Genomic DNA, 16,698 nt, shown 5'->3' with positions numbered 1-16,698 from the left:
TTAGTTGGCAGCAAGTAGGGTAGCTTACACTAGACGTCTAAATCTGGAGGTATTTAAAATGGAGCATTATGATCAAAACGTTGGAGAAGTCACACTCTCTTACTCAGATGATGGAGCCGGACATTGTATTATTCTGCTGCACGGGTTTTGCGGCAGCCGCGAATACTTTAAAAAAATCATTCCAGAACTGTCAAAAAAGCATCGTGTTATTGCTGTTGACTTAAGAGGGCATGGCCATTCAAGCACAGCTAAAGGTGATTTCAGGATTGAACGAATGGCAGATGATATTGCTAAATTGATTCAAGTTCTCGAAATTGACAAAGTGACCATGATCGGCCACTCTCTGGGAGGGTATGTAACGCTTGCATTTGCAAACCGATTCTCAGATATGCTTCACTCATTTTCGCTTCTGCATTCAACAGCACTTCCTGATGATGAAGGCGGAAAAGCTAATCGTGAAAAGGGAATGAAACGGATTGAGGAAGAGGGGATAGAAGGTTTTGTTGAAGACTTAATTCCAAAGCTATTTGCTCCAGGAAATTTGGAAAGATTAAAGGGTGAAGTAGAGTCAGCAAAACAAATCGGTTTTAAAACCTCTCAGTACGGGGCAATAGGTGCATTAGAGGCTATGAAAAACCGGGCTGACCTCCAGGAGGTTCTGAAAAAAGAAGAACTGCCCATTCTGCTTATAGCAGGCAGAGAAGATCAAATTATTCCTAAGGAAAAAACGCTTTTACATAAGGGAAATCATATAACTGAACGCCTGCTTGAAAACAGCGGACATATGGGAATGCTTGAGGAGCCTGAACACACAACAGAATTCATAGTTGAATTTCTCGAAAAAAACGGCAAAAAATAAATGAAAAAAACGCTTAGCTAAGCGTTTTTTCCATTTTGATTCAATTGGGCAAGCTTCACAAACGTGAGTTCATCCTCAATCAATCCGCACACGCCGCATTGAACTTTATAATGCGGGCCTTTATAGGCTAGGTGAAAAGGTTCGAGTGCTTCTTGAGAAAATTCCTGAACAACGCTTCCGGTTTGAGGATCAAGCTTAACGGACTTTGCCGTCTGTTCAATTAAATTAAACCTTGTTCGATTCGTTTTGCAGTTCGGACACAGATAAGGTGCAGTCATATTGAAACCTCCTCTTGTTATAGTGGTATTTTTTCCATTACAAGGGAAGATTATGTATTTGCCTGAGATTACTGAACTCTATTTGGAGCGGTCGAGTTTTCCGAAAAGCTGAATCAGCTGATAAAGCTCTTCATCTGTAAAGCACTGAAAGCGCTTTGAAAAAAATTCGGTTTTCTTATTTTCAAATTCTGCTAATACAAGATGTCCCTGTTCAGAGAGTTCAATGACGGTGATGCGGCGATCGTTTGGAGACCTTTTTCTTGTAATCAGCTCTTTGGCAATCAGAGAATCCGTTACGGTTGTAATATGGCTTGCCGAAACATCCAGCTCTTTAGCCAATACGCTTGAATTTAACGGGCCGTTATCTTTTAAGCTCTTCATAACTATAAATTCGTTTCGCGACAATACGTTGCTGAGCACATGGTTAATTTCATTTCTGAGCTGCCGAACGATATTCCTCATTAGGGATTCCATTTCATACATCATTTGTTCACGATTTTCCACTTCCAAACCTCCCGGGCAGAACAATAGAGAACGGCATCGTTCATCTACATAAATATTCATTAAATGTAATGAAACAAACATAGATTGTCAAGAAGAATGGAGGAAGAGAGCAGAATTCTGGGATTTAAAGCTGGAAATGATATAATTGGAACATAGATTCACTCGAAGAGGAGGAGTTAAGATGACTGAGAAAAAAACAGAGCTTGCCACATTTGCTGGAGGCTGCTTCTGGTGCATGGTTCAGCCGTTTGATGAACTGCCTGGCATTAGCAGCGTAACTTCAGGCTATACTGGCGGACATAAAGAAAATCCAACGTATGAAGAAGTCTGCAGTGAGACAACCGGTCATTATGAGGCCGTGCAAATTGCATTCAATCCTGATATTTTTCCGTACGAGAGATTGCTTGAACTATACTGGCAGCAAATTGATCCGACGGATGCCGGCGGTCAATTTTATGACCGAGGAGATTCCTACCGCACAGCCATCTTCTTTCATAATGAAAAGCAGCAGCAGCTTGCGGAAAAATCAAAAATGCAGCTTGAAGAAAGCAGACGCTTTAAAAAGCCGATTGTTACAGAGATTTTGCCGGCCAAACCGTTTTACGAAGCAGAAGACTACCACCAGCAATACTATCAAAAAAGTTCTGTAAGATATAATCAGTACCGCAAAGGCTCAGGACGCGATGCATATATAAAAGACCATTGGGACAAAAGCAATCTGAAAGAAAAACTAACGCCTATTCAGTATGAAGTCACTCAAAATAATGGCACGGAGCGTCCATTTCAAAATGAGTATTACGATCATGAACAAGACGGTATTTACGTGGATATCGTTTCAGGTAAACCGCTTTTCAGCTCAACAGATAAATACGATGCAGGCTGCGGCTGGCCAAGCTTCACCAAACCAATTACCGAACATGAAGTTGTAGAGAAAAAAGATTTTTCTCATTTCATGATCCGTACAGAGGTCAGAAGCAAATCTGCCGATTCTCATCTCGGTCATGTGTTTAACGACGGACCAGGTCCAAACGGCCTCAGATACTGCATTAACTCGGCATCACTCCGATTTGTTCCTAAAGAAGATCTTGAAAAAGAGGGATACGGAAAATATTTGGTGCTTTTTCAATAGAAACGTAAGAGGACAGCCTGCGGGCTGCCCTTTTTTAATTGGAGTGCAATTTGGCGGAATGCAGGAAAATGTTACTGATTAAAAAAAGCTATTTCCAGTTATCACTAAAAATACTCTCCTGCCATTTTTGGTAATCATAAATGATGAAAGAAATGGCAAAGACAATAACAGCCAAAATCCTATTATTTGGAACGTTGCGGGAAAGGTTCCGTTTTCCTGCAAGGCTGTCAGCTTGTCATCAGCAGGAAGCTCCATTGTTCCGTCATCAGTCAGGCTGACATTTGCATCAATATTAAATGAAGGGACGACGATTCGCTGGAATGATTCCTTTATTAGAAGGCTGTACCCTATTTGGCTGACTGGTGACGATTTCTGCGCTTTGGCGACGGGACAAAAGCTTCTAATGCAGGTCGCTGCCAGCTAGACCCACTGCAATCACATTGTAAGAAAAAATGTATACATATTTAATGCACTGAATGTGATGTAGATTTTTTTTTCGGAAAAATCAACCTTTTCTGATAGAATCATAGGAATTTGATATAATCTTATAAACAAATGCAAGAGGAGAGGATATCTCTATGACAATTAAAGGGTTTGAACATGTTGGGATACAAGTAGCGGATATAGAGAAATCAATTGAGTTTTATCAATCTGTCGCAGGGTTAGAACTGATGGATCAATTTTTACATACTGACGGGAATATGAAGCTTGCTTTTTTAGGAATAAATAATTCCATTATCGTCGAATTGATAGAAGGGTACAATTCAAATCTCCCTGCAGAAGGAAAAGTGCATCATGTTGCTTTTAAGGTAAGCAATATCGAATCCGAAGAGGAAAGGCTGCGCAGCCTTAGTGCCGAATTTATTTATGACAAAATCACACCATTGCCAAATGGAGCGAAATATCTCTTTCTTAAAGGTCCAGATGGTCAGTGGATTGAGTATTTCGAACCAATGAATGGCTAGGATGATGAATTTTTCCAAAGAGCTGGATACAGCGGAAGAAGAGTATCTGCATTTATTTTGCCGCGTGAAAGAAACAGCGCTTTATAAAGCATTCAAGGATGATGCGCTAAAAGGGATGTACAGTCATCATTTTGCTAAAATGACGACTCCTTATCACCCCATCCTATTAAGAGAAGTGCTCTCGTCAACCAGGCAGGCATTAAATCGCAGTTTCATACATGTTAAGCTTCCTCTTAATGCAAGGGTAGATAAAAAAATGCTGTCCTATTTAACATCTGAGGACTACTTTTGCGATCTTGACTTGTATTATTATCATGATTTAAAACATCTGGAAACCTGCACCAAAGTCATAACAAAGCTCGGTGAGGGTGATGCCCTTCATGATGCATGTCATGCCATGGAGCTTTATGATGCCAGACATATTAGCGCGTCATTCGCAAAAAATAAAATGAAGCGGAAAAAACCTTTTTATCTATCAAAAGAAATACGTCTTTACGTTTGTTATGAAAATGAAGTGCCGATCGGCAGCGCGGAGCTTTACATTTCCCCTGTCACAAACATTGCAAAAATTGAAGAGGTAGCGATATTGGATGAATATCAGCGGAGGGGATATGGCTCATCTTTAATGAAATGTCTTTTAAATGAGTCAAAGCGGCTCGGAGCAGCATGTGCTTACCTTATAACGGTCAATGAAGCAGCATCCAGAGCTTTTTATGAAAAGCTTGGATTCGTAAAAGTGCTAGAGCAGGAGAATATTTTTAAAAATTTGCTTTAATGATTATTTTTTCTTTTTTACGTAAATGGGCGAATGCACATACGGGACAACCACCTATCTCATAAAGTAACATGTAAAGAAAATCAAAAATGAAGAGGTGTTTGTTTATGTACGGTTATGACTGCGGATGTTCTTATCCTTCTTACCCTGTTCACAGCGGCGGGTGTGGAAGCAGTTTTGTATTGATTGTTGTCTTGTTTATTTTGTTAATTATTGTTGGTTCTACTTTTATGTACTAGTTGAAAGAAAAAAGCCTCTCATATGAGGCTTCAGACTGTCGACAAATCCCCCCTTTTTGGGGGATTTGTCGGCAGTTTTTTTATATAATGAAAATAGAACAATACAGAGGTGATTTGGATGTTGTCTAAAAATAATCAAATGAATCGCGATCAACTAGAAATGATTACACTTGAACAGTTGGTGCCGGAAGATCACTTAGTCCGTAAAATTGAACAAGCTCTCGATTTTTCTTTCATCTATCCATTAGTAGAGAAAGTCTATTCCGCAGATCGAGGTCGTCCAAGTATTGATCCGGTCATATTGATTAAAATGACCTTCATCCAATACCTTTTCGGTATTCGATCCATGAGAAGAACCATTGAAGAGATTGAAACCAACTTAGCCTACCGTTGGTTTTTGGGTTTTGGTTTTCATGACAAGGTGCCCCACTTCTCAACATTCGGTAAAAACTATGAACGGCGCTTTAAGGATACAGATCTGTTTGAGCAGATATTTTACCGCATCTTAAAAGAGGCGATTGATAAGAAACTGGTCAATGGAGAACAGGTATTTATTGATTCAACTCACGTAAAGGCTAGTGCTAATAAACGAAAGTATCAGAAAAAGATCGTACGAAAAGAAACGAAATCATATGAGGAAAGGCTCCAAAACGAACTCAATCTAGACCGCGAAGAAAACGGAAAAAGCCTTTTCCCCAGATAAATTTGAACCGGAAGAGAAAGTGATTAAAGAAAGTACGACGGATCCGGAAAGTGGCTATTACGTAAAAGATGAAAGAACAAAACAGTTCGCTTACTCATTTCACACAGCCTCTGACGAAAAAGGATTTGTTCTGGGGACAATCGTTACGCCTGGTAACGTGCACGACAGTGCAATATTCGAGCCTCTACTGATCAAGTAACTGAGCTTCACAAGAAACCTGTTGCTGTTGCTGCCGATGCTGCTTACAAGAACCCTGCTCTTGCTCACTATTTGAACGAAAAAGAAATTCGTCCGGTTTTTCCTTATACACGGCCAAAAACAAAAGATGGATTTTTCAAGAAAAGTGATTATGTGTATGACGAACATTTTGATTGTTACATATGCCCGCACGATCAAGTGCTTCCTTACAGAACTACTACGAAAAAAGGATACAGACAATACTCTTCCGATCCGAAGGTTTGTGAAAATTGCCCATTCCTAAGCCAATGTACGGAGAGCCAAAATCATCAGAAATTGATTGAAAGGCATCTCTGGCAAGAATACTTAGATGAAGCTGAACACCTTCGTCATACAGAAGAGAACAAAACAATTTATGCAAAACGCAAAGAAACGATAGAGCGTGTCTTTGCAGATGCAAAAGAAAAGCATGGTATGCGTTGGACAACGTTGAGAGGACTCAAAAAATTGTCCATGCAGGCGATGCTTACTTTTGCTGCCATGAACTTGAAAAAGTTGGCATCCTGGACATGGAAGCCAGCGAAAGCGGTATAAAAATAGTCAACGAATAGGCCTACAAACATCAAATTAGCCCCAGAAATGACAAAAAGCATTCGGATAGAGTTCATCCGAATGCCTTTTGTCTACAATCTGAAGCCTCTCATATGAGGCTTTTTTCTTTGTGTAAAAAAAGTGCAGAATGAAATGCTGATCCCGCATTGGTATAATAGAAGTGCGAAATTATGAAATGAAATGAATAAATATAGGAATTAATTCCTCATTTTGTGTTTTAAAAGGAAAAATTTGAAATAAAATTGCTATTCACTTGTCGAACTGTTATGATGAAGGAGAATTATTTTTGTTCGCAGTACAAGTTTCAAAAAGCATACGTCTTGATTGAACTGAACATGAACAAGAATAGTAATACATTGTGTGTTTACACACTAGGAGGCAACATAACATGGAACAAGGTAAAGTAAAATGGTTTAACTCAGAAAAAGGTTTTGGATTCATCGAAGTTGAAGGTGGAGAAGACGTATTCGTTCATTTCTCAGCTATTCAAGGCGAAGGCTACAAAACATTAGAAGAAGGCCAATCAGTTACATTTGAAACTGAGCAAGGTCAACGTGGACTTCAAGCAACTAACGTTCGCAAAGCATAATCCATATAAACGTCCGGGCAGCCCTTATTTCAGGGCTGTTTTTTTGTGCTTTTTACTGGAATCGAACCGGCTTAGATTGAAAGCTTGGCTAAAAAGGAAGTTTTTTTGCTATATGAGAAGATCCAGGCCTTTCCAAAAAGAGGTCTTAAAACAGGAATGCAGATGCATTGATTTTTTTTAGAAGAAGATACTGCTGATAAACCAAGGTTTCAGCTAACAAATAGGTATTTTAGCTAGTAAAAACAAACATCGATTAAAAAATTTAATTTCTGGCTATTAGGAAAAAGCGGTTGGCTAAATAAATGCCGAATTCGGCTGGATAAAAGGGGAAATTGGCTAGAACATTTCTGATTTTGGCTATAAAATTCATAAATTTGGCTAAATGATCAAAACCGAATGCAGCTGAAGAGAGTGATATTAATTAAATGACAGGCCATTGCTGCCTAAGATCTCTCCGCTGTCCCGCTAAGCAAGAAAATGCAGTAGACTTCAGCTTAAAAAGAAGGATTTCAGATGAAAGAAACGAACAAAGACTTTACATGCAAAATTCCGGCTGAAAGAAATGGAGACTGCAAAATCCGCAAATTGCAGAATGCACAGATCAAACCAGGAGCCAGATGGAAATTTAATATCAGAAAAGTGATTAGAGAGGGGTAGAATATGTATATTCCAAAACACTTTAAAATGAATGAAAAAGAAGAAATATACAGAATTATAGAGGAGAATAGCTTTGCTGTGCTTTTTTCACAGCATGAAGGCCTCCCGTATGCAACACACCTTCCACTTTCATTAGATCGAACAGAAAATTGCCTTTACGGACATGTGGCCAAGCAGAATCCGCAATGGAAAGACCTGCTGAATCAAAAGGTGCTGGCTGTTTTCTCAGGACCTCATTCCTACATATCACCCTCATGGTATGAGACACAAGATGCTGTGCCCACGTGGAACTATACAGCTGCACATGTTTATGGCAGAGCCGAGCTTATAGAAAACGAAATAGAATTGATGAAAACATTAAAAGCACTTGTAAATAAATATGAAAAACCAGATAGCTCTTACCGATTGGATCGTGCAGAGCCTTCTTATATTCAAGGCTTGAGCAGAGGAATTGTCGGCTTTAAGATAAAAATAGACAAGCTGGAAGGCAAACGCAAACTCAGCCAGAATCATCCCGCAAAAAGACAGCAGGACGTTATCAATCAACTTGAAAAATTGAATACTGAAAATGCCATGCAAATAGCTGAATTGATGAAGGGTAATATAAAAATAAAATAAAAAAGGGGCGCAACTAATAAGCAGCGTTCCTTTATTCCTTATGCCTAATCTAAAACCAGGCTGAAACTTGTTTGTCAATTAACCTCAATTCTTTATCCGTCAGAAGATAATAGGTGAATATGCTGCAGCCATTTAAAAAAGAACAGCTTTCCACTGCTCTTTTTGCGGGAGAAACCAAATTAGTCGTTTAATACCTTCTCAAGCGTGCTTCTTGTTTTAGGTCCGTAAATTCCATCCGCTTTTAACTTTTTAGCCGTTTGATAATAGTACACGGCTTTTGTTGTTTTAGGGCCAAAAACACCATCAACCGACAGTTTAGCTTCTGCTGCTTTGTTTAAGGAACGCTGCAGAATTTCAACATGTACACCCCGTGAGCCTTCTTTTACAATCCCGGATTCAGGAAGCGTGAAGATATAAGGAATATTTTCTTCGGCACTGCCTGCCTGAGGCACTGTCATCATTTATGCTGCTGCCGTAAAGACGGTTGCTGAAACCACTTTCCATTTTTTCATGTTTTTCTTTCCTTTATTGTGTTTTACATGCATGAAACGGATTTAAGAAAAGGATAGTTTCATATTTTGTAAAATTTTTCAATTTTAAGTAACAGGACCTTTTACTAAAGGAAAACATATTAAAGTGGTACCAGGTTTCGATTTTTTAAATATATAAAATGGATTATAGAGGAAAAATGTATGGAATTATTTATCGCATCTGCGTCTGTTTTTATTATGGCGGCCCTACACCTGTTCGAAGTTTATGGAGTGATTTCGATTGGTATACTTGCTGGCTTTCCGCTTCTCTCAGTTAATGTCATTGCTTTTTTGGGAAATGCGTTTACTGTCATTACTAATTCAGGTGAAAAGCCGGCTGCAAAGGAGAAAGATAAAGAAGCATACTGGAATGGCTAGGCACTGACTCCGACCTCGGAAGGTCAATACGAAGGCTCTTTGAGAGATTTCCCTGAGAATTAAATTGTAGAATGATGTCATATATGATCAAAAAAACAAACCAATAGTCGGTTTTAGTTGAAGTCTATTAGTTCCCCTAGCGTTCTTCTCATTAAAGAACGCTATTTTCACCTGAGGATTCTACTGCAATCGTTCATATCTCTCTACTAGAGCGAATATAATTTCAAGTGACTGCACAAAGCCGTAGAAGGATTTAAATGAGGGGAGGAGACCCAGCTCTTGATCGATACTATATTTATTAGCCATGCTCACCGTGATGAAGTATACGTACGGGAATTGGTTAATTTACTGACGATGCTCAAGGTCCCGAATATTGTATGCAGTTCGTATCCAGGTTATCACATTCCGAATGATGAGGATATATATGATTATCTTCACAAAAAACTAAGCGGTAATTCATGGGTCATTTATGTGCTGTCTGAACATTATTATAGAAGTCCTGCATGCTTGAACGAAATGGGCGCCTGCTGGATTTTGAATAAAAAATACACGGCCATATTAACGCCGGCTTTTGATTATAAGGAAATGAAAGGAGCCATAAATCCAAATCAGATTTCGTTCAAGCTGAATGACTTGGACCGGCTGTATGAATTTCTTGAGAATGCGAGAGAAGTTTTTAAGCTTGAGAAGCCCCCCGGTACATTTTTGGTGAAAATATGTGAGCAGGCGATTCGCAACGTTAATCAGCTTGCAGATGATGAAAAAAGAGACAGTAAATTGATCACATGCAGTTTAGAGGGAATCCGGATCGATCCTAAAGACAGTCTGTGCCTTCAGATAAGGCTGCGTCTGAAGAACCCTGAGGAGCATGATATTCAGCTGGATGTATTGAAATTAGAGGTAGAAGATGAAAATGGGGCTTCTTTTAACTATACACTTCACCCGGCAGATATAAAGTTGTACAGCCTGGAAAATAAAATTGTTTTTCTATCAGTAAAAATCAGAGATTCAAAATATGAACCTTATTTGCATCAAAGTGAAAAAATAGATATAAAATTCAGCAGGGATGTCTGGTAAGGTCTTGATTTGATTGGAGGTATGGCGATGAAAGTTGAACTAAGTCCTGTGCAGAAAAAAATAAGAAAGCTAATAGAAGAGAAACTGGATGTCATTGTGCATTTTCTTAATTTAACTAGAGAAGAACGGCAAAAACAGTCTTACGAAAAAATTGAAAAAGTGTATACAGAAATGGGGAAAGCAGCTCACAAATTGCATATGACGCTCGATCCAAAACCGAAGCTTCAGCGTGAAACCCTCCGTCTGCGGGGAATGAAGCCTGAGCACCCGGAATTCTATCACCATATTCGCCCAGTAGAAGAGCTCTTGAATTATTTGGACGATACACATGCAAATGATGAGCCGGTTGACCAAACCCTTGGAGAGACCTTTTATCTGGATGTTTTTACACGGAAATGGGGGAATCATGACCGGTACACTTTGCTCCGCAACGAAGAAGGCTGGCTCATCAAGCACATGTCTCAAAGTGAGCAGGGAGGGCGGGATGCTGAACCAATATTAAGCTATGTTCTCCGTCATGATCATGTTTCCTATCCCAGGAATTTAAGCTCGATTATGGAGGATATTTGGTACAGAGCTGCTGAGGAAGGTTTAACACGTGAGCAAGTGCAGGGTATGCTGAAGGAAGTGTCTGAATGGATATCGATGACAGAGCAAAATTATCCAAGCCATATTGCCCTGAAAAAGAATAAGGAAAAAGGCTTTTTCTCATAGGAAGCAGTTCATTTTATAAGGTGAGAAAAGGTTTTTAGGGGGAGTGAAACGTGGGGTATTATATAAAAGCAGAGGAAGATGTCAATTTATTTGTAGAGGACCTTGGCCCAAAAGATGGCCGTGTCATCTTTTTTATTCATGGCTGGCCCGTTAATCATAAAATGTTTGAGTATCAGGTGAACCAGCTGCCGCGTCTTGGATTCAGGTGCATTGCAATGGACATTCGGGGTTTTGGGAAATCAGACAGGCCGTGGACCGGCTATTCCTATGACAGACTCGCAGATGATGTCCGGGCCGTGATAGATTCCCTTCAGCTTAAAGAAATCACATTAGCCGGCTTTTCAATGGGCGGGGCGATTGCTATTCGCTATATGGCCAGACATGGAGAACACCAAGTTTCAAAGCTTGCCCTATTTGGGGCAGCAGCGCCGTCATTCACAAAGCGGCCTGATTATCCTTACGGCATGTCCAAATCAGAGGTAAACAAATTGATAGACCAAACCTTTAAGGACCGTCCGGAAATGCTATCTGGTTTTGGTCAAATTTTCTTTTCAAAATATCTTACCGACAGCTTTAAAAACTGGTTCCAGAATCTTGGTCTTGAAGGTTCTGGCCATGGTACAGCTCTGACTGCTGTATCGCTCCGGGATGAGGATCTCCGTTTGGATTTAGGGAAAATTAACGTAACCACCGCTATTTTCCACGGAATGAAAGACCTGATATGTCCGTTTATTTTTGCAAAGCTTATGAATGAGGGGATAAAAGATTCAGAAATTATTCCCTTTAAGTACAGCGGACACGGTCTGTTTTATGACGAGCTTGAGAAATTCAATCGAGAGTTTGTAAGGTTTTTAGAATAAGACTGCATTTTGCACATTGATTCCTTCCTCTTTAGTAAGTATCATAAGGTTAGAGTACATAAAGAGGGGGCACCATTTTTGAAACAGCACGTACTATTCTATTCATTTGTTTTTTTGTTATGTTTTCTGCTTGGATTTATACAGGCTCCATTCTATTTGATTGCATTACTGCTGATCATCTCAATGAGCTGGTATATGTATGTCCAAATCAGTCCGATTCTGTTTTCAAAGGATGTTCATAAATCTGAAAAATTCATCCTGAAGCATCAGAAAAACCCGATGTATCATTTTTATTATGCTATTGCCAATAACTTGGACGATGAGGCAGAAGCAGCACTGGCTAAATTTAATGCCAAATACAAAAACTCTCACCGGCAGGCACTAATGAATACAACATTTGCACTCTACCGAAACGATATAGCCGAAGCTAAAAAACATGCCGTTTCTATCAAACCACCTGTTTACAGAACCTATTATGAGGCCTTAATCGCAGCTGAATCCAGACAATATGAAGGGGCGAAAAGACTGGCAGAGCAGCTGCCTAAAGGCTGGATGAAAGAAAGCGTCCTTTCTGAAGTTTCTCATAAACAAGGAAACAAAACTTCAGCTAAAAAACATGCGGAAAATGCTTTTGAACAAACACGGGGCTTGCAGCGATACTTGATTTATAAGAATAACGAAACTTTTTTTGCTTCTTAGTGCATCAATCATGGGATTGGTGTTTTTTTGTTCCATTTTTTTAGCTAAAAAGCATTTGCCCGGCTATCAAACTAGCTGAAATCATGTGCCACCTATCTGAAACACTTTTTAATGATCTTAAACTTAAGATAAACTATCGGAAAATACCTCTTACCTATCTGATTCCCTTTATTCATCCGATAAAATTCTGACAAACGAACCTTCCGCTGCTTTTTTTAAGATTTTATCACCAAAGCTGGAACACAAAAAAATCCGATGAATATTGTAAAATAATAGTTGAATTCTAATGGAATGTATTGTAAAATCGAAAATAATTATTTGAAAAGTGATGAAAAGGACATGAGTCATTTTAAACGGTTTTCAGAGAGGGAAGGATTGCTGAGAGCTTCCTAACGCAGAAAATGAACTTACCGCCTTTGATACTGCACGAAGGAAATATCGTGCCGCAGAAGCTGCGTTAAAGCGCTGGAGCCATTCTTTTTTTAAAAAAAGTGAATGGAAAGCTGGGTGGAACCACGGGTAAACGCACTCGTCCCTATTTTAGGGATGAGTGCGTTTTTTTAATTTCATAAAAGAAGTACAGATAAGGACATGAGTCATTTTGCCGGTTTACAGAGAGGGAAGGAAAGCTGAGAACTTCCTAATGCTGAAAAATGAACTTACCGCCTTGGAACTGCACGGAGGAAATGCCGTGCAGCAGACGCTGCGTTAAAGCGCTGGAGCCATTCTTTTTTAGAATGGAAAGCTGGGTGGAACCACGGGTAAACGCACTCGTCCCTATTATAGGGATGAGTGCGTTTTTTTATCTTTTTAGATTAAAGAGGAGTGTTTAAAATGGAGCATAAAATTTTGTTGAAGGATTTGGCCAATCATCTCAATCAAGAAAATAATAAGGTAATTGGAGGGAAGGTAAATGGAAAGGTCTTAAGTTTACATGACATAGTGGATGACATCTCAGAAGTTGAGCTTATTACAATTGAATCTGATGAACGTCAGGTTTTCTTGAATCATACTTGCTCATATGTTCTTGCCAAGGCAGTAAAGAGATTGTATAAAGGGGCGATTTTGGGAAGCAGCTCTTATCAGGACAGCGGGTTTTACTATGAGTTTCAGCTGCCTCACAGCATCAGTGAAGAAGAACTGCCGATGATCGAACAGGAAATGCAGAAAATAATGAATGAAAAGCAGGAACTCGAACAGCTGGAACTGCCATATGAAAAAGCCGCAGCTGTTCTTTCTGAAAAAGGAGAGGCACTGAAACTTGAGCTTCTTCATGAACAAAGGGATCGTAACCTAATTTCCATCAGTAAGCTTGGAGAATTTATTGATTTATGCAGCGGGCCTCATTTGCCTTCATTAAAATTTATTAAAGCATTTAAGTTAAATGCTGTTTCCGGTTCCTACTGGAAGGGAGATAAAGAAAATCTCGTCATGCAGAGGGTTACAGGTATTGCCTTTTCAAGTAAAAAAGAATTAGCACTCCATTTAAAAGAGCTTGAGGAACTAAAAAAGCGGGATCACCGCAAGATTGGAAAAGAAATGGAGCTGTTCATGTTTTCAGAAGAGGCTCCTGGTATGCCATTTTTTTTGCCAAACGGTCAATTGATGAGAAATGAGCTGCAGAATTTTCTTCGAGAGGTTCAAAGGGAAGCAGGCTATCATGAGGTGCAGACTCCATTAATGATAAATGAAAAGCTGTGGAGGCAGTCAGGGCACTGGGATCATTATCATGAAAATATGTATTTTTCGGATGTGGATGAAGTGAAGTTTGCATTAAAGCCTATGAATTGTCCAGGACACATGATGATTTATAAAAACCAGCTATATTCATACCGGGACCTTCCCGTCAGACTCGCAGAATTCGGCCAGGTTCACCGGCACGAATACAGCGGAGCGCTGAATGGGCTGCTCCGAGTCCGCACTTTCTGTCAGGATGATGCCCACTTGTTTGTCCGGCCAGATCAGATTGAAGATGAGATTAAAAGTGTGCTTCTTCAGATAGACAAGGTTTATCGTACTTTCGGCTTTGATTATTCTGTTGAACTATCCACTAGGCCCCTGAACTCAATGGGTTCTGATCTGCTTTGGGAGAAGGCCGAACAATCACTGAAACACGTGCTTGAAGATTTAAACCTTCCTTATCAATTAAATGAAGGTGATGGAGCCTTTTACGGTCCTAAAATCGATTTTCATATAAAAGATGCAATGAAAAGAAGCCATCAGTGTGCAACAGTGCAGCTCGATTTTCAAATGCCTGAGAAATTTTATCTAAGCTACATCGATGAAAAAAATGAAAAGCAAAGACCTGTCGTCATTCACAGGGCAATATCAGGCTCTCTCGACAGATTTCTTGGCATCTTGATTGAGCATTTTGCCGGCAGCTTCCCATTATGGCTTGCACCTGTTCAAGCTGCGATAATCACATTGGCTGAAGTTCATCTTGACTATGCCGAAAAGCTGAAAAATCAACTGGAGAAATGCGGGCTAAGAGTATGCATAGACAGAAGCAGCGAAAAACTGAATTATAAAATTCGCAAGTCACAAAAAAGCAGGGTTCCCTATATGCTTGTCATTGGAGATCAGGAGATTGAAAAAAATGCTGTAAATGTAAGAGTACATGGCGGGAAGAGCTCAGAAACAATGGACGTTGAGCGGTTTAAAAACATGCTTTTAGAAAAAATAGCTAAGCGGGAGCTCGGGTAAAGAGTTCTATCTCTGGTAAGAGAAAGAAGAACTAAAGGATCAAGGGGTTTTCAGACTTTTTTCTCATCTTTAACTGATATTGTTTTACCTTCCCAATTAAGTGGAACAAAGATAGTAAGGAGGAGTGAGAGAATGTCAAAAATAATGTGGAAATGGATGCTGCCGTTTTTTGCAATGGTGATGACAATCGGTTGTTCAGGCGGGACTAAGGAGGATACTGAAAAAACAAACATGGAAGAAGCTGCAAAAACAGCTAATGAAGAGTTGAAATCTGGCGCAATTGCTGAAATAAAGGATACGGAAAATAAAAATGTCGGCACCGTTACGTTCACTGAGCATGACAATCATATGATGATTGAAGCAAACATGGAAGGGCTCGAACCTGGATATCACGGTTTCCACATTCACGAAAAGGGTGTGTGTGAGCCCGATGCAGAAGGAGGTCCATTTACAACAGCTGAGGGTCACTTTAATCCTGATGAAAGCAGCCACTCTGAACATGCCGGGGATATGCCTTCTTTATTTGTAAATGAAGATGGCAAAGCAGAATTTTCAGCAGCATTTGACAGGGTAACTATGGATCAGTTAATGGAACAGGAAAAAGCCATTATTGTTCATGCAAATCCGGATAACGCTGCAAATATTCCTGACCGGTATCAATCAGAAGGAAAACCGGGTCCAGATGAAGAAACGATAAAAACAGGTGATGCAGGAGACAGGCAGGCTTGCGGTATTATAAAAAGTGTGGACGAAAGCTGAATGAAAAATGATAAACAAAAGCGAGCTGTAAATAATTTTCAGCTCTCTTTTGTTTATGATCTTTTAGTCTTCCATAACCGTAATTTTTATAATAAAAAAGAGATGAGGGGATATCATGAAGCAATACTACATTTCTTTTCCTTATCTTTTTAGTCATATCGATCATGATTGTTTCATGGTTTTTTTCAGATTTCTTAAAGAAGTCCGTTAATCAAGCCATTGTGATAAAACAGATTGAAGATACAAATGAAGCGGAATTAATGGATTTTAAACAATTGGGTGAATACATTGGTCTAACAAACGAAGAGACATCAAAAATCATTCCAAATTCAGACGAAACTGGAGTTGAAACCAGTTCTATACCATATGTAATAGATATTGAAGGGATTACTGTCCAATAAAATAAAACAGTAAAAAAGAGCGGCTCTTTTCGACTTATCTATTCTTAACAATTAAACATTATCCTCAAGCTTTGCGCTGGCAAGTCCAATTAAAACTCCTAAAATGGCTCCTCCAGCTACCTCTAATGGCTAATGACCAAGAACTTCTTTCAATTCTTCCTTCCTTTTAATATGGCCAAGTCCCGGAAGATGTTCCGAAATAACAGCCATTTCACCGTCGATATCATTAATAAGTTTAGCAATTTCACCAGTATGGCGTCTAATTCCCTGTGCATCATACATAACGATGATTCCAAAAATGACTGCAATGGCAGTTTCAAAAATAAATTAAGGAGTTTGATGATTCATGTGTTCATGTAGTAACCTATTATCTGGTATAAACATAGGTGATTTTGTAACGGTGGAAACGACTTGTGGCACCAAATCAGGCACATTAAAATTGGTAACTAATGAGATGATTCAGCTTAATTAA

20 protein-coding genes and 1 pseudogene are annotated in these 16,698 nt (G+C 39.4%); 17 read left to right on the top strand and 4 right to left on the bottom strand.

Annotated features, from left to right (window positions below; genetic code table 11):
- The first annotated feature begins 58 nt into the window (after positions 1-58).
- Complete coding sequence (locus LIT25_16445) at positions 59-859, top strand: alpha/beta hydrolase (GenBank protein USK32189.1); 801 nt, start codon at positions 59-61, stop codon at positions 857-859.
- Positions 860-876: 17 nt separating this feature from the next.
- Here the strand turns inward: LIT25_16445 and LIT25_16440 are convergent, their stop codons facing one another.
- Positions 877-1,137, bottom strand: a complete 261-nt coding sequence (locus LIT25_16440; GenBank protein ID USK32188.1) for a DNA alkylation repair protein — start codon at positions 1,135-1,137, stop codon at positions 877-879.
- Positions 1,138-1,215: 78 nt separating this feature from the next.
- Complete coding sequence (locus tag LIT25_16435; GenBank protein ID USK32187.1) at positions 1,216-1,641, bottom strand: MarR family transcriptional regulator; 426 nt, start codon at positions 1,639-1,641, stop codon at positions 1,216-1,218.
- A gap of 181 nt (positions 1,642-1,822) precedes the next feature.
- Between LIT25_16435 and msrB the strand changes: the two genes are divergently transcribed.
- From msrB to LIT25_16395, 8 genes and pseudogenes are all read left to right on the top strand, one after another.
- On the top strand, positions 1,823-2,770 hold the full coding sequence (gene msrB, locus LIT25_16430) for a peptide-methionine (R)-S-oxide reductase MsrB (GenBank protein USK32186.1): 948 nt from the start codon (positions 1,823-1,825) through the stop codon (positions 2,768-2,770).
- A gap of 578 nt (positions 2,771-3,348) precedes the next feature.
- Positions 3,349-3,735: a VOC family protein gene (locus tag LIT25_16425; protein ID USK32185.1), complete on the top strand. Its 387-nt coding sequence runs from the start codon at positions 3,349-3,351 to the stop codon at positions 3,733-3,735.
- A gap of 4 nt (positions 3,736-3,739) precedes the next feature.
- Entirely contained in the window at positions 3,740-4,510 is a 771-nt protein-coding gene (locus LIT25_16420) for a GNAT family N-acetyltransferase (protein ID USK32184.1), read from the top strand.
- Between the two features lie 107 nt (positions 4,511-4,617).
- A complete protein-coding gene (locus LIT25_16415) occupies positions 4,618-4,749 on the top strand; it encodes a YjcZ family sporulation protein (protein USK32183.1) in 132 nt (43 codons plus the stop codon).
- Positions 4,750-4,867: 118 nt separating this feature from the next.
- Positions 4,868-6,223, top strand: a pseudogene (locus LIT25_16410) (IS1182 family transposase).
- 406 nt (positions 6,224-6,629) lie between these two features.
- Positions 6,630-6,830 (top strand): cold-shock protein, encoded by a 201-nt coding sequence (locus LIT25_16405; protein USK32182.1) that lies wholly within the window; start codon positions 6,630-6,632, stop codon positions 6,828-6,830.
- Between the two features lie 513 nt (positions 6,831-7,343).
- On the top strand, positions 7,344-7,487 hold the full coding sequence (locus LIT25_16400; protein ID USK32181.1) for a hypothetical protein: 144 nt from the start codon (positions 7,344-7,346) through the stop codon (positions 7,485-7,487).
- Positions 7,488-7,490: 3 nt separating this feature from the next.
- On the top strand, positions 7,491-8,105 hold the full coding sequence (locus LIT25_16395) for an FMN-binding negative transcriptional regulator (protein ID USK32180.1): 615 nt from the start codon (positions 7,491-7,493) through the stop codon (positions 8,103-8,105).
- A 179-nt stretch (positions 8,106-8,284) separates the two neighbouring features.
- On the opposite strand, the gene LIT25_16390 is transcribed toward LIT25_16395, so the two are convergent.
- Complete coding sequence (locus LIT25_16390) at positions 8,285-8,566, bottom strand: peptidoglycan-binding protein (protein ID USK32179.1); 282 nt, start codon at positions 8,564-8,566, stop codon at positions 8,285-8,287.
- 231 nt (positions 8,567-8,797) lie between these two features.
- Between LIT25_16390 and LIT25_16385 the strand changes: the two genes are divergently transcribed.
- The 8 genes from LIT25_16385 to LIT25_16350 all read left to right on the top strand — a co-directional run bounded on the left by LIT25_16385 (position 8,798) and on the right by LIT25_16350 (position 16,226).
- Positions 8,798-9,013, top strand: a complete 216-nt coding sequence (locus tag LIT25_16385; protein ID USK32178.1) for a hypothetical protein — start codon at positions 8,798-8,800, stop codon at positions 9,011-9,013.
- A gap of 279 nt (positions 9,014-9,292) precedes the next feature.
- Positions 9,293-10,090, top strand: coding sequence for a toll/interleukin-1 receptor domain-containing protein (locus LIT25_16380; protein ID USK32177.1), 798 nt, complete (start codon positions 9,293-9,295; stop codon positions 10,088-10,090).
- A gap of 27 nt (positions 10,091-10,117) precedes the next feature.
- Complete coding sequence (locus LIT25_16375) at positions 10,118-10,804, top strand: hypothetical protein (protein USK32176.1); 687 nt, start codon at positions 10,118-10,120, stop codon at positions 10,802-10,804.
- 50 nt (positions 10,805-10,854) lie between these two features.
- On the top strand, positions 10,855-11,664 hold the full coding sequence (locus LIT25_16370) for an alpha/beta hydrolase (protein ID USK32175.1): 810 nt from the start codon (positions 10,855-10,857) through the stop codon (positions 11,662-11,664).
- Positions 11,665-11,742: 78 nt separating this feature from the next.
- Entirely contained in the window at positions 11,743-12,363 is a 621-nt protein-coding gene (locus tag LIT25_16365; protein ID USK32174.1) for a hypothetical protein, read from the top strand.
- 834 nt (positions 12,364-13,197) lie between these two features.
- Positions 13,198-15,066 (top strand): threonine--tRNA ligase, encoded by a 1,869-nt coding sequence (gene thrS / locus LIT25_16360; GenBank protein ID USK32173.1) that lies wholly within the window; start codon positions 13,198-13,200, stop codon positions 15,064-15,066.
- 132 nt (positions 15,067-15,198) lie between these two features.
- Positions 15,199-15,825, top strand: a complete 627-nt coding sequence (locus tag LIT25_16355) for a superoxide dismutase family protein (GenBank protein USK32172.1) — start codon at positions 15,199-15,201, stop codon at positions 15,823-15,825.
- A gap of 164 nt (positions 15,826-15,989) precedes the next feature.
- The gene (locus tag LIT25_16350; GenBank protein ID USK32171.1) at positions 15,990-16,226 is read left to right on the top strand and encodes a hypothetical protein; all 237 of its coding nucleotides are present in this window, start codon (positions 15,990-15,992) and stop codon (positions 16,224-16,226) included.
- A gap of 129 nt (positions 16,227-16,355) precedes the next feature.
- Here the strand turns inward: LIT25_16350 and LIT25_16345 are convergent, their stop codons facing one another.
- The gene (locus tag LIT25_16345; protein ID USK36311.1) at positions 16,356-16,526 is read right to left on the bottom strand and encodes a divergent PAP2 family protein; all 171 of its coding nucleotides are present in this window, start codon (positions 16,524-16,526) and stop codon (positions 16,356-16,358) included.
- Positions 16,527-16,698 lie beyond the last annotated feature (172 nt).

Origin of the sequence: Bacillus sp. F19 (assembly GCA_023823795.1) — a bacterium.
In the GTDB taxonomy this organism is placed as follows: Bacteria; Bacillota; Bacilli; order Bacillales; family Bacillaceae; genus Bacillus_P.
Note: the sequence above shows the minus strand (reverse complement) of the source record. Positions and strands in the feature narration are given on the sequence as shown.